Raw genomic sequence first — 22,633 nt, 5'->3', positions numbered from 1 at the left:
ACAACTATTAAAGCTAAACCTATAATCTTCTTAAAGAATGAGATTTAATACTTTTTATACTTATAATAGTATGTTTCTTATGGCAAAGGACTTTTTAATTATTTATAGATATCTGGAGATATTATTTTAATGCAGATTTTCATTGATTATATAAAAATATTATTAAAGTGAAAACCTATGTTAAGTTGCTTAGCATAGGTTTTTCTATAAAGTAATAAACAATATTAATGTTTATATACTATTGTTTATTATCAATTTAGCTTTTATTAAAATGCTTTTTTAATTCGTCATACATCATTTGGGATATTTCTTCACTTTTAGTAGCTTTTCCTTCATATTGATTGAAGGCTACCCTTTTCATAACTTCTATGTAAGAAAAAGCTAAAGCTGTTGTTAATACACTTGCTGTTGTACCACTTATTGCTCCTCCAATAATAGTACCTGCAACTGGTATAAACTTAAGAAGGTTGCTTACTATTGTCTTTCCTGCAACAGTTGCTCCTGCAATGCCTCCAACTCCTGAGGCTATGGCTACTAGTATCTCTTTGTCTACTTTAACACCAAAAATAGTGGTTATATGTGCAAGCATACCTACTTGTGCGGGTATAAGAATAGCTGAATCTGAAAAAGGAATTGGAGAAAAACCAACTCCAAAAGAAGTACCAATATAGCCAAGAGCCCATTTAGTAGCTGCATCTACTTTTCTTTTTAAATCTACTTTCTGGGCATTATTAAAAGCCCTTCTTATCCCTTGAGGCAAAATTTGATAAGTTTTCTCGACAAGCTCATTTAATCCAAAGCTAGGTATCTCTATACTTCCAAATTTTATTGGCTCAGCAAGTATTCTTTGAATTCCCCTTATATCTAAATTCATGTTATCTATATATTTTTCAAGTTCTAAAGAGTTATCACTAAAACTTTGAGTTAATACTATAATAACAGGTACTTTTTTAGATAAATCTCGTATCCATTCAATTTCAAAATCTTCAATTCTATTTGAAGAAGAATTTAAACAATACCAAACCACATGTATTAAATCATCAGAATTTATATCTTTATTTCTATGTATTCTATCTATTTCAATATCTATATCATTTCTAACTTTTTCTTGAACATTTTTATCAAGCTCAAGTCCTCTACTATCATATAAATTTATTGGAACTCCTTCTTTAGTAATTTTTTTTAGATGCTGAGTAACTGGTCTTCCAATTCCTGTTTTAGCTAGCTCTTCCCTAAATATACTATTAATTAAAGTGCTTTTCCCGACTCCAGTCTTTCCAATTAACATGATATTAGCTGGTGTTATTTTATTGTTTTCTTCATTTATTTTATCAAACAAATCATTTATAAAATTGTAGTTATCCATTTAAACACCCCCTATATTATTATAATAATTATCTTTAGTAATATCTATAAGTATATTATTATTTTACTAGCTTATTAATATGTATGTAAAAAGAAGTAGATTATCTACTTCTTTTTACATACACAATATTATTTATTTATGAATGTTCCAGCATTTATTAATTTCTATTTTTAAAATCACTGTGTTGTGAGTTTATTTAATAAATAGATATGTAGAGCTAGCTTTTATTTTCTAAATTTTATATACGCAATCATAATTGTAAAAAAGGCACCAGTCAAAATAAAAATATAAAATACTGCTCCGAAATTCCCTTTTTTGCTTTCATTATAATTACCTTTATTATTTATTTCTTCATTATTTGTGCTAAATTTATTTTGATCTTCTCTATTTATTGAATCATTAATATCTTCATTTTCATCTATCATTAAAATGTTATTTAATGTTTCTCTGGATCCCCCAAACTCTTCTTCTACAACTTCTCCTATGTTATCAAGAATTTCTTTATTATCAATATTTCCTAGTACTTCTTTGGCAAATAGTTGAGTATTATTTTTATAAAACTCAAAATATTTCCCTAAATCATTCACATTCCCCTTAAATATTATATCATATCTATTTTTCTCTTTAAGGTTAAAATTTCCGTCTTTAAAACTGAAATCTATATTAAGATTTAAATTATTAGCTATTGAAGTTATTTCTTTATATATGTTTACTAACTCACTTATTTTAAATTCCTTAATATTGGTTTTATCTTTAATATTTTCTGATAACTCTTTACCCTTATCTACTATTTCCTCAATCTCTTCCTTACTTATATCTAAATTATTCATATATTCAACAAAACTTTCGCTATTTAATCCTATAGATTGGAGATCATTCGATGTATTTGCAGAAACTCTTATTATATCACTTATCAAAAAAACACTTATTGCTAAAATTATAATTGCTATCTTTTTGCTTACTTTCATATTCTAGCCCCCCTTATATTTAACTATTTAAATTATTGACAAGCAGAGGGCATTTTTAATCATTTAAAATGTGTTTTTTATCATTCACTTGTAGTTACTTTCTTTTTGTATAAAGTAACTACAAAATTTACAATTTTTATAGTTATTAATAAATTTATTTTAAGTTTCATTGGAATTAATCTTATAATCTGAAGGTATTGATATAATTATACTTGTTCCAATATCAACCTTACTTTTTATTTCTATACCATAGTTTTCTCCAAAACTAAGCTTTATCCTTTGATTAACATTTTTTATTCCAATATGGTTTTCCTCTTTTATGTATTCTGTCTTAAGTTCATTATTAATAGATCTACTAGTTTCTTCTTCCATCCCTGCACCATCATCATCTACCTCTATTAAAATTCTATCTTTTAAAAGAAAGGATCTTATTGTTACGGTACACTTCTTATTTGTTGGCTTTATTCCGTGATATATTGCATTTTCTACAATTGGCTGCAGAGTTATTTTGGGAAGCATGGCTTCTAAGGTTTCTTCTTGAATATTATAAACAACTTCAAACTTGTTATCATATCTTATTTTTTGTATTTCTAAATATATATTTACATGCTCAATTTCATTTTTCAAAGTATTCATATAACCCTTTGTATTAAGGCTTATTCTCAAAAGTTTTGATAAATTTGAAATCATATGACTTCCTTCATTTTCTCCATTGGTAAACTCCATAACCTTCCACTTTATATTCTCTAAAGTATTAAATAGAAAGTGAGAATTAATTTGTGATTGAAGTGCTATAGACCTAGCTTTTTTTAGTAAGCGCATCCTATTATTAAGCTCTTCCTTAAGATATTGAACATCACTTATAGAGTTTTCTAAACCTCTAGATATTATTTTGAGTTCATTTATATTCGATTTACTGTAAATTGGTATAATATCATAATTTTTCTTCTCCAATATTCTAACAATCTCTTCTATTGGGGTAAAAAGCTTAACAGCTATAAGAAATGAAATAATAAGCACTAAGCTTATGCTAAAAATTAAAAATCCAATCATTATATCTCTGATTCTATTCACTCTTAATTTATTATCTTTAGTACTTATAAGAGATATAAAGTTCCAGTCATTATAATTAGATTTGATATTATTTATGAAATATTCTCTTCCACCTATTGTAATTGTGTTTCCTTTTCCTAGATTTGATATATTTATTCCTTGAAGCGCTTTTACACTAGTAATTTTTTGGTTTAATAGCTTTGTATCTTTATTAAATATTATAGAGTCATTATTTAGTATATAGAAATCCTCAATAGTAAAATCCTTATTTTGATTTATAAGTTTATTAATCCTATCAATATCAATGCTAACTACAACAACTCCGCTCTTTTCATTAGAATATAGAGGTATTGCTCTAAAAAATGATATTGTATTCTTTTCAGGAATAACAGATGTCCAATAGCTTTTAGAGATGTTTTTATGGAACTCCTTTTCAAGAGTATCACTATACTTCCAGTCTATATAGGACATATTGCTTGTAACAACCTTATAATCACTTTTTTCAGAATAAATACAAATAGAGTTTATGAAATCTCCATAATACACATAGGTATTTATTACCTTTTCTATATTGTTTATACTTTTAAGCATATCTGAATTTTTTTCATCATAGTTTCTACTATTAAATCTTAATATATTTTCTACTTCTAAATCAGTGGCAAGACTTAAAAGAGTAGTCTCAACCTGTCTGCTTATCATATCAATGCTATCTTTTGTTCTTGATAAAGCAGCCAGGTTAGCATTCACTATCTGATCCTTATAAATATTATTTAAATGATAAAAAGCAATAAATAATGATAAAAATAGCGGAAAAGTTATAAAAAGATTAATAGTTATAAAATACTTTACTAAAATGCTGTTAAATCTGTACTCTTTTATATACTTCCATATATTCAAGCTCTTAATTTTCCCCATAAAAACACCTATTTATTTTCTTTATATTTAATACATTTATAGTTAACAATCATTTCCCTATACTTATTTGGAGTATATCCTGTATATCTTTTAAATACCTTGTAAAAGTATTTAAGATTTTTATATCCTACAAGTTCTGATATCTCATAGACTTTTAAATTTCTATTGATTAAAAGTTCTTTTGATCTTTCTATTCTTATTTTTGTTACATAATCAATAAAGTTAATTCCCATCTCTTTCTTATAAACCCTACTTAAATAAACGGGACTTAAGAATACGATTTCAGAAACCTTTTCTAAAGTTAAATCATACATAAAGTTTTTTTCAATATACTTATTTGCTTTTTTTATAATTAATTTAGAATTACTGTTATTATTTTCTTCAATTCCATTAACCGCTAAATTTATCCATAGTTCAAAAACTTCAAGTGCATTATTATAATTTTCAGATTCACTAATATTTTTTATTATATCTATCAAGTCTTCTTTTATATTTAAACCTAAATAAAAGCTAATTATTTTATTTAGCAAAAGCACTAAAGTGTTCTCTAAAAACTTTATTCCTGAATTAAAAGGCATATTGACTACTTTATTTGATATATCCTTAAAAATACTGTAGATAGAAATCTTATCAAAACTCAAAAAAGATTCTATTAAATTAGACTGCATATCTATAAGCACACTAAAATCCCGTTGGATTTCAATTGCTCTTTTCTTTTCCTCATGCATTTTTTTATTAATATTTTTCAAACCATCAAGATCGCTTCTTATTTTTATAAACTTTTCTTTAATCTCGCTCATTTCTATAGGCTTTACTATATAACAAACTACATTGTATTCTAAAGCTTTTTTAGCATATTCGAACTCCTGAAAACCACTCATTAAAACAACCTTTATATCCATAGAGTTTTCAAATACATATTTAGCTACATCAAGCCCAGATTTTCTATTCATTCTAATATCACAAAGTACTACATCTGCAGACATGGTATTTATATAATCTATTACATCTTCTCCGTCCTCACATTTCATTACAACATTGAACCCAAGATCTGCCCAGTCAATAAATCTGCTTAAGCCTTCCCTTATGTTCTTTTCATCATCTGCTATAACAAGATTATACACTTATATCACCACCAGTAATTCAAATAATTTTATCTAGTTTACATTTTATATTATTCTTCATACTACTCCAAAATCCTCTATATCTAATAGCTCTAATTTATCAAAATGTAAAAGACTATCAAAAGATAGTCTTTTTAATATATCCTAATCTCATAGATGCAAATATTATCAGATCCCCATGTATTTAAAGGTTTAACTCTTATTCTATTACAGCTAATATTATTAAACTTAGTATAACTAAGTCTCCTATGATTATCCCTAACTACTCTTTTTGATACTAATACTTCTCCATCATAAAACTCAATATCATAATCTCTTACTATTTCCTTTGGCGTGCCTTCTTCCTGACGTTTTCTAACACTATGAGTCAATGAAACCATTATTTCTTTTGAGAGATTTGAATTAAATTTTATTATTATTTCTTTAGGTGAAATATTATTATCAAAAGCTAATTCAATCCATGGATTCTTGTCATTAGAATCTGTAATCCATGCATTTATCTGATCTTTAACTGTTCTTTGGTATCCGTTTATGATATTTTCAGGTTCACAGTTTTTAATGAAGCTTGAAGCTCTTACTTTTGAAGCTAGTGCTAAGTCATCTTTATCTTCATTTCTAAATCCTGGTATATAGCAATCTTCCTTCATTAATATTTGCTGAAGTTCATGTATATGCTTATTAAGCTCTCTTGGCATAACTTGTTTACTTATACACATAGCAGCGGCTGTTCCTGAAGCTTGGCCAATAACTGCACAGGTTCCCATAACTCGTGTTGACCCAAATGCCATATGTGAAGCGCTTATATCTCTTCCTGCTACCATTAAATTATTTATATTTTTTGAGTAGATTGATCGATATGGTATTGTATATAAATCATCCATCATAATAAAATCATTTGGCTCTCTTCTAGTCCTTATGCCTCCTACAGTGTGCATATCCATAGGCCAGCCCCCATAAGCTATAGCATCTTCAAAGATTTTTCCATCAAATAAATCCTGTTCTTTTAAAACATAATCTCCTATTATTCTTCTACTTTCTCTTTTTCCTGGTAGAAATCCAATCCAGTCCAATGCAAAATTGTCTGCGTTGTGATTTCCTGAGTTTTTTATGTGATTCCATACTCCATACACAGCTTTTAGAAGTTTATCTCTTATTGCTTCACCATCCTGTATTACGTCCATATCATCTCCACCAATTTCAATCCACCAGTAGCCACTATTGATTTCGTGATGTTCTCTGTAAGCTAAATCTTCCTCATTATAGGTATTAGCCCAAGCTGGTTTTATAAATTCAACTTTTTTCCCCATATCTATAGCTGTAAACAAGAGCGTGCTTCCCATAGTATGATTATCTGATTGTTCAGGAGCAAACTTTTCTCCAAAAGTATCCTTTCCTTCTCTCCCTGACATGTATTCTGCACCAGATAAATAGCCAATAGTACCATCTCCTGTAGCATCTATAAATATTTCTCCATTCAATTTAAATACCATTTCAGTAGTTAACTGTTCTCCACTAACCATAATAATTTTATCTTTATCTTTAATTACTTTTGTAATATGTGTATTTAAATATAAATCAAGATTTTCTTGAAATCTTGTCTTTTCCCATAAGATGGTATCTAATATTGAAAAAGAATTGCTTCTATTAACTCTTTTATTGTCCAATAAAATTTCTTCTATTATTCCTGTTTCTCTAGCATTTTCTCTAAATCCATGATAATCAGCACCGCATATATGCATTCTTATTTCAGAGCTTGCATTACCTCCAAGTACTGGACGATTGCTTACAAGTGCAGTCTTTGCTCCATGTCTTGCACTTGCTATTGCAGCGCAGACCCCCGCCATCCCACCGCCGATAACTACTACTTCATAATCTTTAATTGTAATTTTTTTGTTCATTCTTATACCTCACAAATTTAACCTTTTACTGAACCAGAAGTAATACCTTGAATAAAGTACCTCTGCAAAAATATAAATATTAGAGCAACTGGTATTGATACAAATATTGAAGCTGCCATCATATTAGACCAGTTATTTTGAAATTCCCCCATATATGTTAGTGACAATCCTGGAGCTAAAGTCCTTTTTGCAGCTGAAGTAACAAGAGTCAATGAATATAAAAGGTCATTCCAGCTCCAAACAAATCCATATATTGCAGTAGATATTACTCCAGGCACTACTAACGGAAATATTATTTTGTGCATTATAGTCATTCTTGATGCTCCATCTATGCTGCCTGACTCTATTAAAGAATCTGGTATTTCATCAAAATATGATTTTAATGTTAGAGTACCCATTGGCAAAGTAAATGTAACAAATGACAGGATTAGTGATAGATAATTATCTAATAAATTAAATTTACGCATTACTGTATATATTGTTAAAAGAAGCACTGCAAAAGGAAACATTTGAGCTGTCATTACTAGCATCATAAATGACTTTCTTCCCTTATATCTAAACTTTGAAAAGCTATAGCCTGCATAAGTACATAAAACTGTAGATATAAAACAGCTTATGAAAGATACAAACAAGCTATTTTTAAGATATATGAGTATTCTCTTATCTGTAATTACCTGTATAAAATTATCAAAAGTTATTCTCTTAGGGAATAAACTTGGATTAACATTGAAGGCATCTTTTGCTGGCTTTAATGCTGTTATTATTATCCAATATAATGGTAAAAGCACAAACAATCCTACTATAATTAGTGAAACTATAAAAAATATTTTAAATCCTTTACTTTTACTATCAAACAATTTAAATTCTGACATAATAGTTTCCTCCTTTACTTTTCCCTCTGCATTTTTAAATATAAAAACATAAATACAGATAATATAGCAACCCATATTGTACCCATAGCAGAAGCCCTACCCAAATTCCAATTTTGGAAAGCAGTTTTGTATACTTCAACGGACAGTGTAGTTGTTGATATGCCTGGTCCTCCTGTAGTCATAACCCATATAATATCAAAATGTTGTAGTCCTGCTATAATACCTAAAAGTAAAATGAAGAATATAATATTTTTCATAGATGGAAGAACTATTTTTGTAAATACTTTAAAATTATTTGCACCATCTATTCTTGCTGCTTCAACCATATCATTTGATATACCTTTTAATCCCCCTATAAGAAGTGCCATAAACCAAGGCATATACTGCCAAGTTCTTGCTATTATAACTGCAAGCATTGAGAACTTAGGATCTGCTAACCATGTAATATTTTCCTTAATAATCCCTAAACTTCTTAATATATAGTTTAAAACTCCAAATTGACCATGAAATATCCACATCCATAAAAATCCTATAGCTGTTCCAGGTATTATCCAGTTAACAAGAGTAATACCTCTAAGGAATTCTGATCCCTTGAAGCCTTGGTTTAATATTATTGCCCATATAAATCCTAATATAAATGAAAGAATTGTTGTTCCAAAAACAAATATAAAAGTATTTATCAGTATTTTGGTAAAATTAGGATCTGAAATAATGCTCTTAAAATTATTTAATCCTATAAAACTTTTTTCAGTAGTTAACATTCCAGCCTTAAAAACACTATGTGAAACTGATGATAAAAAAGGATATAGTACTATTAGAGAAAAAACTATAAGAGCTGGGAGTACTAACAGAAAGCCAAATTGGCTATCTGTTAGTCTATTCTTTTTTATTCCATCATCAGATTTATTATTTAAAAATAAATTTGATTGCATATAGTAACCTCCTTAGTTGATGTTCTGTTCAAGCCTCATTTGTGCATCTTCTAAAGCTTTCTTAGGCGTTTTAGCTCCAAGTAGAGTATTTTGAATTTCTTCAGTAATTATAGTTGCTAACTGGCTATCATTCTCAAATTTTTGTGTTTCTGCTTTTTTCCCTGTTTCAGTTATCTTAATCCACTCACTTGACCAATTATCATTTTTAACCTTTTCACTGCTAATAGCTGACTTCATTACAGGAACAGATCCTGAAGTTTCAAAGTATTTAATAGAAGTCTCTTCACTTATTAAATATTTTATAAAATCTCCTGCCTTCTCTTTATCCTTAGCGCTCTTAAATATAACTAATTGATGCCCCCACAGTGTAGATTGAGGCTTGTCTCCTTCATTTAAAACAGGTCTTTCCATTGGCTTTATTGTTTCGTCAAGCTTATCTTCCTCAACCCCATTGCTCTTAGCAATACCTCTTGCAAGTATAGCATCATCATAAAAAGCAACTTTATTTTGAGCAAACAATTGTCTTGCATCAAATCTAGTTAAATCCATTGCTATATAGCCTTTGTCTTTTAGACCTTTATACCAAGTTAATGCTTTTTCATTTGCCTCACTATTTATTACAACTTTTCCAGAGTCATCTATATATTGACCACCAAAAGTCCAAAACCATGCATTTACATCTTTTGCTATACTTCCTGCTTCTTTAGTTGCAGCTGCATAAGGAATTATATCTTTATCGTATTCTTTTATCTTTTTAAGAGCCTCCTCAAACTCATCTACAGTTTCAGGAACTTTATCAATACCTGCATTTTTTAATATAGTTGGATTATAAACCATTCCTATAGATGCTTGTGTCCAAGGAACTGCAAGTTGCTTTCCGTCAATGTTCCCAGAATTTAATGATGTATCTGACAAATTTTCCTTCATCCAATCTTCTCCTAGTACCTCATTTAAATCTGCTAATACATCCATCTTTGCTAAAGTTGCAAGCCAAGCCATATCTACCTGCGCCACATCAAGATCTTGATCACTTTGGGTCCTTATTATTAACTGCTGCAATGTATTAGCCCAAGGCCATCCAACCCATGAAATTTCTGACGCATCTGTTGAAGTATTATAAGTATCAATAATTTCCTTTATTGTTTCTTTATTGGCTTCTTCTTCACCACTCCAACCTGCCCATACTAAATTAGTTTTTTCCTCTAGTTCGTTACTTACTTCGTCTGTATTATTTGAACATCCGACTCCAGCAAATATACTAAGTATTAAAAGGCTAGAAACTAAAATTTTAATTTTTTTCATTTTACCCCTCCATAAATTTTCTATAATTAAGTATCATCATTAATAACTTAATATTATTGTAAATGTTTTCTTAAAAGAATTAAATGGTACTATTTTTCAAATTTAGTATTGCAATTTTAACATAAAATAAAAAATTAAATTTTATAATACAAAAAGTATATTATTTTATCCATAAAGTACTGTTTTCTAGTCTGTAAAGTGATAATATTGATTTATAATTAATTTATATTAGTAAGATTATATAATTGTATCTATACACCATTTCGTATGGAATCATATATCATTTTAAGATAATATAAAGATAAGGCTATATACTGAACAATCTTTAACTATTCATATATAGCCCTATAATTACTTCTGGTATTTTAATTTAAATTAATCAGCAAGTTTTCAATATAACTTCAAATAGATTATAATAAAATTTTGATTTATTTGTTCTAAACTATAATATACATTATCTTACTCCTACTCTAATATTTTTAATTAAAAAATCTATTATATTTATAATCCACTCGCTTAACTTAGGATACTCTTCTTTTATTAATGTTTTCATATCATTTACTGAAGTTTCTAATGGAAGTGTTATAATTCCTTCTATCTTATTTCCTATAGCTATATTAGCCCTTGCATAATCACCTATAGCTATGTCTGTTGCTACTGCACTAGCCCCAACAGCATATTTTCCTATTGACAATGCTCCAAGAGAAAAAAAAACCTATAGATATTGCCCCAATTTAAAAGATTCCCAAAGAAATAACTCCTACTGCTAACAATAATCCTATTGATAAAACAGCTAATGTAATTAGACCAACAGACATTAAACCACAGCTTAAAATTCCAAAAGATATAAATCCTACTGATATTATTCCACATGAAATATTTCCTACAGAAATTATACCTTTTGCTTTTTTAAAACCTCTTCCAATATTAATATGAATTAATGGTAAGCCAAATAATATTCTCTTGCTTTTATACTCATACTCTAGTGAATAACCTCTATTTATATTAATAACTACCTGTGCATTTTTGTCAGATACTTTTTCTGATTTTTGTTCTTCACTAATTTCCATTTCGTTACTGTCTAAAATATAAAGTTCATCATTATCCTTAACTAAGCTATCAATAGTTACATTGTATAATTCAGATATTGCTACTAATTTATTTAAATCTGGTGTTGATTTACCAGACTCCCATTTTGAAACTGCTTGTCTTGATATTCCTAATTTTTCTGCTAATTCTTCTTGAGATAACCTATTATTATTTCTTAATAATTGCAATTTTTCTGCTAAATTCAATTTCTTCACCTCCATTAAGAATTATACAGAATGTTCCTATTTTAATCCACCAACCAAGGATTTCTTTTTATCAACCATAGGTTGCATTACTATATTCCCTATACTTATTTTCATTATTTTCCCTAGACTTAATGATCCTTTTATTCGTAAATTTATAGTCTCTTTATTTTCACCTAAGAACTCATCTACTTGTTCAATAGGAGACATATTAATATCCATATATCATTAATATAATTTTTATATTAGTAGTTATTTTATTTATATTTAAAGTAACTACTAAATCTATTTAAAACAATTTGAGATTCATGAAATAAAAAGCAGTATTACTATATATAATACTGCTATAAGTTATAAATTTGTATTAATTTTCATTTTAGCTATTAAAGCATCTCACCTTTATAAAAGGAGCTAACTAGCTTTCTAAAGTCATACTCCTTAAGTTCATCTAAAGTTATATTGGCGTGAGCCCCTTCATGAACCATAAGATTACTATCTTTACCAACATGAACTAAGATAACAGGTTTATCAGTAGCATACGCATAGCCAAGTTCCCATGCTGTTCCACTATCTGAATAGTTCCCATGATATATACCCACAACTATTTCGGACCACTTAATATGTTTTAAATCATTCATGAATGTTTCAATTGACCATTGACGAGAACCAACCTCAGCATGTTTATTCATTGGATTTCTCATAGGTGAAAACACCTCTAACCCTTTTTCTTCTAATATTTTCTCAACTATTTCTAAACATTCAACCTCTGTGTCATTAAAAAATGGGCTTGCTAAATAAACTCGTTTCATTTTCTTTTAACCTCCTTAAGTATTTCTTGAATTATTCTTTTGCTTGATAACTCTTTAAAATGATGTATATATACTGATCCACCTGAAAAGTTTCCCTTACCTCCTATTTAAGCTACTTTAAAAATCACATTTAATGCATTCATTTAAATTTCCAACTATTAAAAACTCTACCACATATGTAACAAGCAATCAATAATTGGCAATACTTAAAATATAGTATTTATATAAATATTTATTAATATTTCTCAAGTCCATTAATCTATATATATCCTGTAAAATATATGAAATTTCTAAAACTATGATACAATATTTAATATAAACATATGCAAACTTTATTAAAGGAGGAACTATAATTGAATGATATTTTCGAAAAGGAATATACAATAAATTTTTTTGATGTTGACTCTGAACATCAATGCAAATTTTCATCTTTAGGAGATTTCTTATGGGATGTTATTATATCCCAATCTGATTCTCTAGGAGAAACTAAGGAAGGCTTTGCTCAAAATAATTGTATTTGGGTACTTTTAAAATATGATATAACTATATATGAATACCCTAAGTTAAGGGATAAAATAACAGTTCAAACTAAGGTATTAGGTACAAAAAAATTCTATGGTTATAGGCAAAATACTATAAAGAACTCTGAAGGGAAAGTTATAGGAGAAGTTTTTTCAACTGCTATACTAATAGATTTTGAAAAGAGACGTCCTATGAGAATATCTTCTGAACAAAGCAAGATATATGGTCTAAAAAAAGAACTAGATGAAGTACCTATTTTAGATGATATTCCTAAGATTCAAAAAGCAGACTATCTAAAATACTATCCAGTTAGATATAGTGATATAGACTCTTATGGGCATGTTAATAATGTAAAGTATATTGAAATGGCTATGGATACTTTACCAAGATCTATTTTAAATGAATATAATTTATTTAACATTAAGGTATTATTCAAAAAGGAAACAACTGATGGAGATACACTACATATTTCATCTGAAGTAATTTATGATGAAATTAGCTATATTAATACAATTCACAATATTACAAGTGATACTGGAGTACTTCTTACAAAACTGCATATTATATGGAAGAAAAATTGATATCATTATATAATAAGACACCAAAAAAGGTTATAGTTTAAACTATAACCTCTAACAATCTAAAATTATCTTCTATTTTGTTCTTTTTTAGCTCTTCTACAAGATATACATCTTGTTGGCTCATTATCGAATCCTTTTTCTTTATAGAATTCTTGTTCTCCTACTGAAAATATGAATTCGCTTCCGCAATCTCTACATGTTATTGTCTTATCTGTCATAAATATTCCTCCTAAAATTAAAGATTCTAAATTGATATAATAATCTCTAATTTTTGAGAAACTATTTACCTAAATGAAACCTTTTTGTTAGCAACTTTGCTACTCATTTATAATAACATACTATTTATATCATTACAATACTTTTACTGAAAATATATATAAATAATTTAATTTCTTCTTCAATTATATGATCTATAGTATTAAAAATCATTTTTTGAAATTTCTCTAGGCCATGAAAGTAAACTCTTTCTTGATATTTTTAACTGCTTTTCATTTGGAAAATATAAGTCACAGAAATAATTATGATAATTAGCTGTCCATACATACTTATCCCATACTTTTATATTTTTTTTATTTAATTCTAGCATTTCTTCAACTTTAACTTTATGCCTAAGAAGCAATTCTATTTGCACTTTTTCAAATTCATATTCATTATTGCATTCTATGTAATATTTAAATATAGTATTTAAATAATTTAAAAACCACTGGCCATCACTATCAATAAGTATTTTCTTGTGTTGCGGCGCAACATCATAATTATTTATGTACTTTTGTAATCTACTTACTGTCTTATAATCTAATATAATTCTTGGATAGCAAGCTAGATTACTCTCAGCATCATGCGCATCCAAAAGAGCAGGTCCAAAAACAATATCTTCATTTATATAAAATTCACCTACACTTACTCCGCCTCTAACAAAAAGACCTTCTATTGCTAAGTTAAATTGATATTCTGATACATTATCCAATATTTCATTTAACTCTTCTTCTCCATCATCCTTTATAGGATATCCAACAATCATATTATCAGTATATATTTTTATCTTTCCTTGACTGTACTTATTTGGTATTATACATTGTTTGTTCTTATTTATAAGAAAGTTAACCTCATTAAGCAGCTTGTCTCCATATCCTTTACTACAAGAGTCTACTATCATTTGTGAAAATCCTAATATATCTATAGTGCATACCATAGAATTAATAAGCTGTGGATTATCCTGATTATATTTTTGCATACTTCTTCCAACACATCCTCACCTAATTTTTTCTATAGCTTTTATTTTAACATTTAAAGTAAGATATTGTGAAGATATTATGTCATTTAAATTAAAATTTATTCCAACCCTTTCATAATTTCATATCTATTTTATTTTTTCCACCAACATTTATTCCTCTTAGTAAAGCAACATAAACCATTTATCTATTCCCCTTTATTTTTATTTAATTAATTTATACATTTTTAAATATATAATTTTTAAAACCTCTTAATTTACATTTTACCATAATAGTTTTATAGTAAACTGTTCTATTTATATATATTATTAATTGTTTTATTTATATAAATCTGCTGCAAGATCTGTCAGCATACTATTATCTACTACTTCAAAGTAAGAGCTTTTCTTTTTAAGAATACCACTTTTACAAAGTGATTTTAATGTTCTTAAAAGATGTCTATAACTTGTACCTAAAAGTTTTGCTATTTCAGTTAAATTTTCATCAAATATTAGTACATCTACTCCATTAACATTTACCCTTTCCCCAGTCGCTAATATATAACTAGATAATCTATTTTCCAATGGATAAAGTAAGTTAATTGAACTATTTTTAGATAATTTTTTTAATTTTTCACTTAAAGACTCACACATAAAACGTAGAAACTTAACATCATCTAATAAATATTCCCTAACTTTTTGAATAGAAATACCTATACAATAACTATCTTCTAAAACTTGAATATTTGAATTAGCTGGCTCTAACTTCATAAATTCAATATCACCAATCATTTTTACTGAATTATAAAAACATATTAAAAGAGTTTTCCCATTGCTTAATGAGGAATAAACTTTTGCTTTTCCTTTTACTAAGAAAAAAAGATAGTTTGTACTTTCACCTTCTCTACAAATATGTTCTCCTTTCTTGAATAGGAAAAGTTCAGCATGAGAATTTATATCTTTACTGAAAAATTTATTTATATTGTACTTTTCTATATACTTACTTATAGTTTGAGAATCGCATATTTTTTTCATAATCTTATCCTTTACCATATTTGTATTATTTAAATGATAATTTTTTCCTATATTGTGACATATGTCATCATTACTTTCAACAATTTTATGATAAATTAAGTTTAAAAGTTAGTGGAGGTAATAAAATGAATAATATGTATGATAAAGTTGTAGAATCTACAAAATATATAAAAGATAAAATTACTAAATTCAACCCAAAGGTTGCAGTTATTCTTGGCTCAGGATTAGGTAATTTAGTTGATGTGTTAGAGGATAAAGAGTATATAGATTATAAAGATATTCCAAATTTTCCTCAATCAACAGTAGAAGGTCATGAAGGTAGATTAGTATTTGGAAAGATAAAAGGAATAGATGTATTAGCAATGCAAGGAAGATTTCATTATTATGAAGGATATACTATGAAGGAAGTTACATATCCTGTATATGTAATGCAACAATTAGGTATCCAAAAGCTTATAGTTACTAATGCTTGCGGAGGAATAAATACTGATTTTAAACCTGGTACATTAATGCTTATAAAGGATTTTATAAATCTATTTGGTGACAATCCTCTAATTGGAGTTAATGACAAAAGATTTGGAGTAAGATTCCCTGATATGTCTGAACCTTATAAATTAGAATTAATAGATAAAGCTAAATCAATAGCAGATGAAATTAATGTTGAATATAAAGAAGGCATTTATGCTGGTTTTATGGGCCCTTATTATGAAACTGCTGCTGAAATAGTTTCTATAGGCAGACAAGGTGCTGATGCTGTTGGCATGTCAACGGTTCCAGAAACGATAGCTGCTAATTATTTAGGAATAGATGTTCTTGGAATAGCTTGCATCACAAATATGGCAACAGGAATACAAAAACATAAACATTCACATGCAAGAGTTGTAGAAACAGCTGAAAAAGCCTCAGCTAATTTATGTGCATGGGTTGCTAAGATTATAGAAAATATAGAATAATAATTTTTTGAAGAATTTCTTAAAGTAATAGGAACTTATGAATAGTAGATGCTATTTTAAATTGTTCTTAGAATATGTTTAAAGGACTTGCTTATAACAGTAAGTCCTTTTTTGCCTAATTGTTTCACCATTCAATACAGATTTCCAAGATTCCTCAGCTTCCTCCATTAATCCTGATAATAAACACATCTATCTCCACATTCCAATTCAAGCATGTCATTTAATACACCCTTGAAGAATAAATAGATTGATGTACCTCTATAGCAAGATATATATCATACACAAAAATAGGACCTATTAATGGATCTTTAGCATATTCATATAAGCTTCATACAAAATGTTACTCTGTTATTTTCATACTTAATTATTCTATATTCCGCTATCTCGGCTCGAACAAAATATCGTCCTATCCCCTCCACATATTACACACCTATACTCCGCAAAGCCATATTTGATATCGCTACACATTAAAGCTTTATTTACCACATCATAAATATGCTCTCGCATATGTTTCGGAACTTGAAACCAATATTTATTTTTAAATTTATTATAGTTCTCCTTTAATATCTGTTTTACTGTTATCTTATCTTCAATTATCATATCTACATTTTATTAATTATCCACAGTTTTTAAAAATATAATTTTCTAAAGAATAAAAAAATAACACCTTAAAGTTACAATCTTCACACTGTAACTTTAAGGTGTTATGATTATCAAATACTATGTTAATACTAATATATTTTAATTACATCTATATTCTCACTAATAACTGAAGTTTTATTTCATGCAAGATATTATGAGTAATATTTATAACTACTCATAATATCTACAATAAATAATTTTTATAAACTAAACTATATTACTACTGTTAATAAATCTTCTTTAAAATCTATTTGCTTTTTATCTACTTCTACAACATCTAAATAATTATCTGAGTTTGTTATGATTACTGGTGTGATTAAAGAATATCCTTCTTTTTCAATTGCTTTAATATCAAACTCTACTAAAGTCTGTCCTTTTTTAATTGTGTCTCCTTGTTTAGCTTTTAATGTGAAGTGCTTTCCTTCTAATTTTACAGTATCCATACCAACATGTATTAATATTTCTGCTCCATTATTAGTTGTGATTCCCATAGCGTGTCCTGTTGGGAATAGTGTTGTAAGTATTCCATCTGCTGGAGCTACAACTTTCCCCTCTGTTGGTATTATTGCTATACCTTTACCTAATGCACCACAAGCAAATGCTTCATCTTCAACATTTTTTAGTTCTGTTAATTTTCCTTTTAATGGGCTTGAAATAACTTCTTGTTTAACTAATGTATTTTCACTATTTTGTGAAACATCTGTATTAGAATTATCATCTTCCATATCCTTTGGATCTAATTTTACAAATAACATTGCTAAAAATCCTAAAATCAAACCTGCTGCCATTGCTATAACAACTCCATAAAATCCCTTGTCAGGTCCATTTGGTCCTATAAAATTTGGTAAAACAAATATTCCTAAACCACCTGGCATATATTTTTTAGATTCAAAGAAACCAAGGATACCTCCTGTAACTGCACCTATTATACAGCTCACTATAAATGGTTTTTTTCTTGGTAATGTAATACCATAAATTGCTGGTTCAGTAACACCAAAGAATCCTGAAATGATTGATGGAACACATAATGATTTTAATTTCTTATTTTTTGCTTTTAATGCTATTGCTAAGACTACACCTGTTTGTGCAAAACATATTGCAACTGAAGTAGCTACAATTGGATCGTATCCTAAAACTGTGAAATTGTTCATTGCTATTGGAACTAATCCCCAATGTAAACCAAACATAATAAATATTTGATAGAATCCACCGATAAATAAACCTGCTATAGTTGAGTTTAAATTATAAATTGTTAATGTTAAATTTCCTAATATTTCACTAGCATATGATGCTACTGGTCCTATAGCTAAAAAAGTAACAGGAACTACTACTACTAAAGTTAACATTGGAACAATAAAAGATTTAACAATATCTGGAATAATTTTCTTAAATAACTTTTCAACATAAGATGCAAATACAATTGAAATTATAATTGGAATAACAGTTGAAGTATAACCACCTGAAGGCATTATAACTGGAATACCAAAGAATTCAATTGTCTTACCTGCAATTCCTGTTATTGTAGGATGAACAAGAGATGCACCTATTGCCATAGCTACAAATTGATTTACATTAAATTTCTTAGCTGCTGTAAGTCCTAAGAATATTGGAAAGAAATAGAATAAGCTGTCTCCAATTGTCTGTAGTATAGTATAAGCACCACTTTCAGGACTTAACCACCCCAAAGCAACAAACATTGATAAAAATCCTTTAATCATACCAGTTGCAGCTAATACTCCAAGTACTGGTTGAAAAACTCCTGATATAATATCAATTAATTTATCAAAAGTCTTCATCTTTTCTGAAGGATTATTTCCTGAACCTTCAGTAAGTCCTGCAACTGCAACTACATCTGCATAAACATCTGGAACATGATTTCCTATAACTACCTGATACTGTCCACCACTTTGAACAACTGTAACTACACCATCCATGTTTTTCAATACATCTGTGTTGGCTTTTTTTTCATCTTTTAACTTAAAACGTAATCTAGTTATACAATGAGTTAAACTGCTAACGTTTTCTTTACCTCCAACATTTTTAATTATTTCTTTTGCAAGATTTTCGTATTTCATAAGCAATCGCTCCTTTTAAATTAATCATAATCTTATATATAAAAAAGCAAGACCTAAAGTTTAATAATACTTAAATTACTTTTGTATTTTTAAACATATGGTCTTGCCTGATTTAACAGTAACAATCCTAAATATTTAATTGTTTCTATATTATCTATTTACAATACGCTTAATATGAAGTGTCAAATAAAGCTGTTCTTCATGACTTAACTCTATATTTAAATATTTTTCTATCTTAAGCATACATTTATAAGCATCTTTATATTTTTCTTTTACTTGTGGTAAAAGAAAGTCTTCATTTTCATTTCTATACTGTGTTTTATTATTAAGTCTTTTAAAGAAAAATCTTAAATGAGTAATAAACCTTTCATAGTTTAAAGATTGTTCATCTAATTCAATATCATATGTATATTTCACAATATTTAGTATATCCTGAATCTTTTTGGTCATACTGTAAGCAATATCAGTTTTATCGCTTTTTCCATTAATCTGAGCTGTTATCAAGTGAAGTGCAATATTTCCGGCTTCTTCTTCATTAATCTTTTTACCAAGCTCACTTTCAATAAACTCTAAAGCCTTTAAGCCAATATTATATTCTTTAGGATAAAACTTTTTTATTTCCCAAATCAATATATTTGGTCTTTCTATTCCTTCATCAAATAATTTTAATGTATAACTTATATGATCAGTTAATGTTACATAAATATAATCATTAAGTTCACAGTTTAACATGTTCTTAGCATATTCCACAATATCATAGCACAATGATATTTGTTCTGTAGGTATATGTTCTAAAATCATCTTAAACTTTTCTAAAGTATCTTTTTCCTTTAAAATAAAAGTTTTTTCAATTAATGATTCATCTACTTTATCGCCAACTTTTTTTCTAAATGCAAGTCCACATCCAATGATAACAGATTCTCGTCCATTGTCTTCTTTAACTATAACTGCATTGTTGTTAAAAATTTTATCTATCTTCAATGCACATCACCTCATACTCCATTCTATACTTGACTATATTAAAAAATAAAAAAACCTCAATTAATTTAAAGAAATAAATATCATATTTCTTCTACTTAATTAAGGTATAGCCTGATCGAATCAGTAACAATCCCAAGTTAATGTAACCGTTTATTTTCGACTTTATTATACTTTTTTCATGATAACTTGTCAATACTTTTTTATAACTTTATATGTTTTCATCAAAAATCTTCAAAAATTCGCTTTTGTTTTGCGTGACTATACTTTATTCTTCATTTTTGAATCAGCTTTTAAAATATAATAGAATTTAATATTAAGTCAGTTATAGTTCTTCTCCATTAGTTTTTATTACATTTTTGTACCATTCAAATGATTTTTTCTTCTTTCTGTCTAATGTACCTTCTCCTGCATTATCCTTATCTACATAAATAAAGCCATATCTCTTTTCCATTTCACCAGTACTTGCACTTACAAGATCAATACATCCCCAAGGAGTATATCCAATTAAGTCTACGCCATCTTTAACGGCTTCCTTCATTTGAATTATATGATCCTTTAAATATTCAATACGATAATCATCATTAATTGAGCCGTCTTCTTCAACTTTATCAAAAGCACCAATACCATTTTCAACTACCATAAGAGGTATATTGTATCTTCCATACAATTTATTTAAAACATATCTTAACCCTTTAGGATCAATCTGCCATCCCCAATCACTTGCTTTAAGATATGGGTTTTTAATTCCACTAACTAAATTTCCTGAAACTTTGTCTTTGCCACCCTCTGCTGATTCACAGTTACTCATATAATAACTGAATGTATAATAATCCACTGTTCCTTCTTTTAAAATCTTCTTATCTTCTTCAGTTATATCTAAAACAATATTATTTTCTTCAAAATATCTCTTAGCAAAGAAAGGATATTCACCTCTAACATGTACATCTCCACAAAGATCATTTGCCAATTGATTCATCTTCTGTGTAAGTAATATATCATCTGGATTACATGTATAAGGATATTTTGTCATATAAGCAATCATACAACCTATTTTAAAATCTTTATTAATACTATGACCAAGCTTTACTGCTTTTGCACTTGCTACAAATTGATGGTGAAGTGCTTGAAAACGAATCTGCTTATTATCATTTGGGTGTAAAAAGTCTTCTGTGCCTTCATTTAAAATACCAAGACTAAGATATCCTCCTACTGGTTTTGTACCACAATTAATTTCATTAAATGTAAGCCAGTATTTAACTTTATCCTTATATCTGTTAAATATTACGTTACAGTAGTTAACAAAAAAATCTATTACCTCTCTTGAAGCCCATCCATTATATTTTTTAGTTAAATTAAAAGGCATCTCATAATGTGAAATAGTAACTAATGGCTCTATATTATATTTTTTTAGTTCATCAAAAACATCATCATAAAACTTTAATCCTGCTTCATTAGGTTCTTTATCATCACCATTAGGGAATATACGTGTCCATGCTATAGACATTCTAAATACCTTAAAGCCCATTTCTGCAAATAACTTAATATCATCTTTATATCTGTGATAAAAATCAATAGCTTCATGACTTGGATAATTTAATCCATCAATAGTTTCTCTAGTAATTTTACGTGGAATAGTATGAGTTCCTGCTGTCAGCATATCACTTGTACTTATACCTTTTCCATCCAAATTCCATCCACCTTCAAATTGGTTAGCAGCTGTAGCACCGCCCCATAAAAAATCTTTACTGAATCCCATATAATGTTCCTCCTTATTTTTAGATAATTTAAATATACTTAGATTTACAAATTAAAATTATTTATTTAAAAATAAAAGACCCATCTGTAGAGATATAAGCAATTGCACAAAATACAATTCTTATAAACTCATACAAATAGGTCTAGCTTGTCTTTCAACAATAACCATCCAATTGTTATATTCACATTATAAAACATTTTAAACATCCTGTCAACGGTTTCACTTTTTTTCTTTTTAAACACCTCTCTTTTTGATTGTAATACAGCCAGTGGTGTTCTAAGCTCATGCGCTGCTACCAAAATTTTTTTGATTTACATATGAATTATGAATTTTCTCTAACATAATAT

23 protein-coding genes are annotated in these 22,633 nt (G+C 27.9%); 2 read left to right on the top strand and 21 right to left on the bottom strand.

Translation table 11 applies throughout. The features are described from left to right. Positions 1–256: 256 nt before the first annotated feature. The 12 genes from J2Z25_RS17420 to J2Z25_RS17370 form a co-directional block, all read right to left on the bottom strand. The gene (locus J2Z25_RS17420) at positions 257–1,366 is read right to left on the bottom strand and encodes a YcjF family protein (protein WP_209741470.1); all 1,110 of its coding nucleotides are present in this window, start codon (positions 1,364–1,366) and stop codon (positions 257–259) included. Between the two features lie 224 nt (positions 1,367–1,590). Beyond that, complete coding sequence (locus tag J2Z25_RS17415) at positions 1,591–2,334, bottom strand: hypothetical protein (protein ID WP_209741469.1); 744 nt, start codon at positions 2,332–2,334, stop codon at positions 1,591–1,593. A 159-nt stretch (positions 2,335–2,493) separates the two neighbouring features. Further along, a complete protein-coding gene (locus tag J2Z25_RS17410; protein ID WP_209741468.1) occupies positions 2,494–4,302 on the bottom strand; it encodes a cache domain-containing sensor histidine kinase in 1,809 nt (602 codons plus the stop codon). 8 nt (positions 4,303–4,310) lie between these two features. Further along, positions 4,311–5,426, bottom strand: a complete 1,116-nt coding sequence (locus J2Z25_RS18925) for a response regulator transcription factor (protein ID WP_209741467.1) — start codon at positions 5,424–5,426, stop codon at positions 4,311–4,313. Between the two features lie 134 nt (positions 5,427–5,560). Beyond that, complete coding sequence (locus J2Z25_RS17400; protein WP_209741466.1) at positions 5,561–7,324, bottom strand: FAD-dependent oxidoreductase; 1,764 nt, start codon at positions 7,322–7,324, stop codon at positions 5,561–5,563. Positions 7,325–7,341: 17 nt separating this feature from the next. Beyond that, complete coding sequence (locus J2Z25_RS17395) at positions 7,342–8,196, bottom strand: carbohydrate ABC transporter permease (RefSeq protein WP_209741465.1); 855 nt, start codon at positions 8,194–8,196, stop codon at positions 7,342–7,344. 14 nt (positions 8,197–8,210) lie between these two features. Continuing rightward, complete coding sequence (locus J2Z25_RS17390; RefSeq protein WP_209741464.1) at positions 8,211–9,128, bottom strand: carbohydrate ABC transporter permease; 918 nt, start codon at positions 9,126–9,128, stop codon at positions 8,211–8,213. 12 nt (positions 9,129–9,140) lie between these two features. Continuing rightward, positions 9,141–10,430, bottom strand: coding sequence for an ABC transporter substrate-binding protein (locus J2Z25_RS17385; RefSeq protein WP_209741463.1), 1,290 nt, complete (start codon positions 10,428–10,430; stop codon positions 9,141–9,143). Positions 10,431–10,884: 454 nt separating this feature from the next. Continuing rightward, positions 10,885–11,124, bottom strand: coding sequence for a hypothetical protein (locus J2Z25_RS18690; protein ID WP_245173483.1), 240 nt, complete (start codon positions 11,122–11,124; stop codon positions 10,885–10,887). Between the two features lie 40 nt (positions 11,125–11,164). After that, positions 11,165–11,725 carry a helix-turn-helix domain-containing protein gene (locus J2Z25_RS17380; protein WP_245173481.1) on the bottom strand — a complete coding sequence of 187 codons (561 nt, stop codon included), beginning with the start codon at positions 11,723–11,725 and terminating at the stop codon, positions 11,165–11,167. A 36-nt stretch (positions 11,726–11,761) separates the two neighbouring features. After that, positions 11,762–11,944: a hypothetical protein gene (locus J2Z25_RS17375; RefSeq protein ID WP_209741462.1), complete on the bottom strand. Its 183-nt coding sequence runs from the start codon at positions 11,942–11,944 to the stop codon at positions 11,762–11,764. A 161-nt stretch (positions 11,945–12,105) separates the two neighbouring features. Then, positions 12,106–12,531: a nucleoside 2-deoxyribosyltransferase gene (locus J2Z25_RS17370; RefSeq protein ID WP_209741461.1), complete on the bottom strand. Its 426-nt coding sequence runs from the start codon at positions 12,529–12,531 to the stop codon at positions 12,106–12,108. A 353-nt stretch (positions 12,532–12,884) separates the two neighbouring features. Between J2Z25_RS17370 and J2Z25_RS17365 the strand changes: the two genes are divergently transcribed. Beyond that, complete coding sequence (locus J2Z25_RS17365; protein WP_209741460.1) at positions 12,885–13,634, top strand: acyl-[acyl-carrier-protein] thioesterase; 750 nt, start codon at positions 12,885–12,887, stop codon at positions 13,632–13,634. A gap of 65 nt (positions 13,635–13,699) precedes the next feature. Here J2Z25_RS17365 and J2Z25_RS17360 read toward each other — a convergent pair whose 3' ends face one another. The 4 genes from J2Z25_RS17360 to yeiL form a co-directional block, all read right to left on the bottom strand. Beyond that, entirely contained in the window at positions 13,700–13,852 is a 153-nt protein-coding gene (locus tag J2Z25_RS17360; RefSeq protein ID WP_008677353.1) for a zinc-ribbon domain-containing protein, read from the bottom strand. A gap of 200 nt (positions 13,853–14,052) precedes the next feature. After that, entirely contained in the window at positions 14,053–14,868 is an 816-nt protein-coding gene (locus tag J2Z25_RS17355; protein ID WP_209741459.1) for a hypothetical protein, read from the bottom strand. 112 nt (positions 14,869–14,980) lie between these two features. After that, the gene (locus J2Z25_RS17350; RefSeq protein WP_083854791.1) at positions 14,981–15,049 is read right to left on the bottom strand and encodes a DUF1697 domain-containing protein; all 69 of its coding nucleotides are present in this window, start codon (positions 15,047–15,049) and stop codon (positions 14,981–14,983) included. A 134-nt stretch (positions 15,050–15,183) separates the two neighbouring features. Next, a complete protein-coding gene (gene yeiL / locus J2Z25_RS17345) occupies positions 15,184–15,879 on the bottom strand; it encodes a transcriptional regulator YeiL (protein ID WP_209741471.1) in 696 nt (231 codons plus the stop codon). A gap of 134 nt (positions 15,880–16,013) precedes the next feature. Here yeiL and J2Z25_RS17340 point away from each other — a divergent pair, with 134 nt between their 5' ends. Further along, positions 16,014–16,832, top strand: coding sequence for a purine-nucleoside phosphorylase (locus tag J2Z25_RS17340; RefSeq protein ID WP_035285794.1), 819 nt, complete (start codon positions 16,014–16,016; stop codon positions 16,830–16,832). 369 nt (positions 16,833–17,201) lie between these two features. On the opposite strand, the gene J2Z25_RS19005 is transcribed toward J2Z25_RS17340, so the two are convergent. The 5 genes from J2Z25_RS19005 to J2Z25_RS17315 form a co-directional block, all read right to left on the bottom strand. Beyond that, the gene (locus J2Z25_RS19005) at positions 17,202–17,432 is read right to left on the bottom strand and encodes a transposase zinc-binding domain-containing protein (RefSeq protein ID WP_209741458.1); all 231 of its coding nucleotides are present in this window, start codon (positions 17,430–17,432) and stop codon (positions 17,202–17,204) included. Between the two features lie 254 nt (positions 17,433–17,686). Further along, positions 17,687–19,549, bottom strand: coding sequence for a beta-glucoside-specific PTS transporter subunit IIABC (locus J2Z25_RS17330; RefSeq protein ID WP_209741457.1), 1,863 nt, complete (start codon positions 19,547–19,549; stop codon positions 17,687–17,689). Between the two features lie 150 nt (positions 19,550–19,699). Further along, positions 19,700–20,530: a BglG family transcription antiterminator LicT gene (licT, locus tag J2Z25_RS17325; protein WP_008678873.1), complete on the bottom strand. Its 831-nt coding sequence runs from the start codon at positions 20,528–20,530 to the stop codon at positions 19,700–19,702. Positions 20,531–20,852: 322 nt separating this feature from the next. Continuing rightward, entirely contained in the window at positions 20,853–22,286 is a 1,434-nt protein-coding gene (locus tag J2Z25_RS17320; protein ID WP_209741456.1) for a 6-phospho-beta-glucosidase, read from the bottom strand. 128 nt (positions 22,287–22,414) lie between these two features. Further along, complete coding sequence (locus J2Z25_RS17315; protein ID WP_161956074.1) at positions 22,415–22,585, bottom strand: hypothetical protein; 171 nt, start codon at positions 22,583–22,585, stop codon at positions 22,415–22,417. Positions 22,586–22,633 lie beyond the last annotated feature (48 nt).

This window comes from Clostridium tertium, assembly GCF_017873245.1.
Lineage (GTDB): Bacteria > Bacillota > Clostridia > Clostridiales > Clostridiaceae > Clostridium > Clostridium tertium.
The sequence above is the reverse complement of the archived record's forward strand: the minus strand, read 5'-3'. Positions and strand labels throughout refer to the sequence as shown.

Coding starts and splice junctions, on each gene's coding strand:
- J2Z25_RS17415 (WP_209741469.1), bottom strand. CDS start 2,334: ATGAAAGTAAGCAAAAAGATAGCAATTATAATTTTAGCAATAAGTGTT.
- J2Z25_RS17330 (WP_209741457.1), bottom strand. CDS start 19,549: ATGAAATACGAAAATCTTGCAAAAGAAATAATTAAAAATGTTGGAGGT.
- J2Z25_RS17400 (WP_209741466.1), bottom strand. CDS start 7,324: ATGAACAAAAAAATTACAATTAAAGATTATGAAGTAGTAGTTATCGGC.
- J2Z25_RS17360 (WP_008677353.1), bottom strand. CDS start 13,852: ATGACAGATAAGACAATAACATGTAGAGATTGCGGAAGCGAATTCATA.
- J2Z25_RS17355 (WP_209741459.1), bottom strand. CDS start 14,868: ATGCAAAAATATAATCAGGATAATCCACAGCTTATTAATTCTATGGTA.
- J2Z25_RS17375 (WP_209741462.1), bottom strand. CDS start 11,944: ATGGATATTAATATGTCTCCTATTGAACAAGTAGATGAGTTCTTAGGT.
- J2Z25_RS17420 (WP_209741470.1), bottom strand. CDS start 1,366: ATGGATAACTACAATTTTATAAATGATTTGTTTGATAAAATAAATGAA.
- J2Z25_RS19005 (WP_209741458.1), bottom strand. CDS start 17,432: ATGATAATTGAAGATAAGATAACAGTAAAACAGATATTAAAGGAGAAC.
- yeiL (WP_209741471.1), bottom strand. CDS start 15,879: ATGAAAAAAATATGCGATTCTCAAACTATAAGTAAGTATATAGAAAAG.
- J2Z25_RS17410 (WP_209741468.1), bottom strand. CDS start 4,302: ATGGGGAAAATTAAGAGCTTGAATATATGGAAGTATATAAAAGAGTAC.
- J2Z25_RS17370 (WP_209741461.1), bottom strand. CDS start 12,531: ATGAAACGAGTTTATTTAGCAAGCCCATTTTTTAATGACACAGAGGTT.
- J2Z25_RS17390 (WP_209741464.1), bottom strand. CDS start 9,128: ATGCAATCAAATTTATTTTTAAATAATAAATCTGATGATGGAATAAAA.
- J2Z25_RS17395 (WP_209741465.1), bottom strand. CDS start 8,196: ATGTCAGAATTTAAATTGTTTGATAGTAAAAGTAAAGGATTTAAAATA.
- J2Z25_RS17320 (WP_209741456.1), bottom strand. CDS start 22,286: ATGGGATTCAGTAAAGATTTTTTATGGGGCGGTGCTACAGCTGCTAAC.
- J2Z25_RS17340 (WP_035285794.1), top strand. CDS start 16,014: ATGTATGATAAAGTTGTAGAATCTACAAAATATATAAAAGATAAAATT.
- J2Z25_RS17385 (WP_209741463.1), bottom strand. CDS start 10,430: ATGAAAAAAATTAAAATTTTAGTTTCTAGCCTTTTAATACTTAGTATA.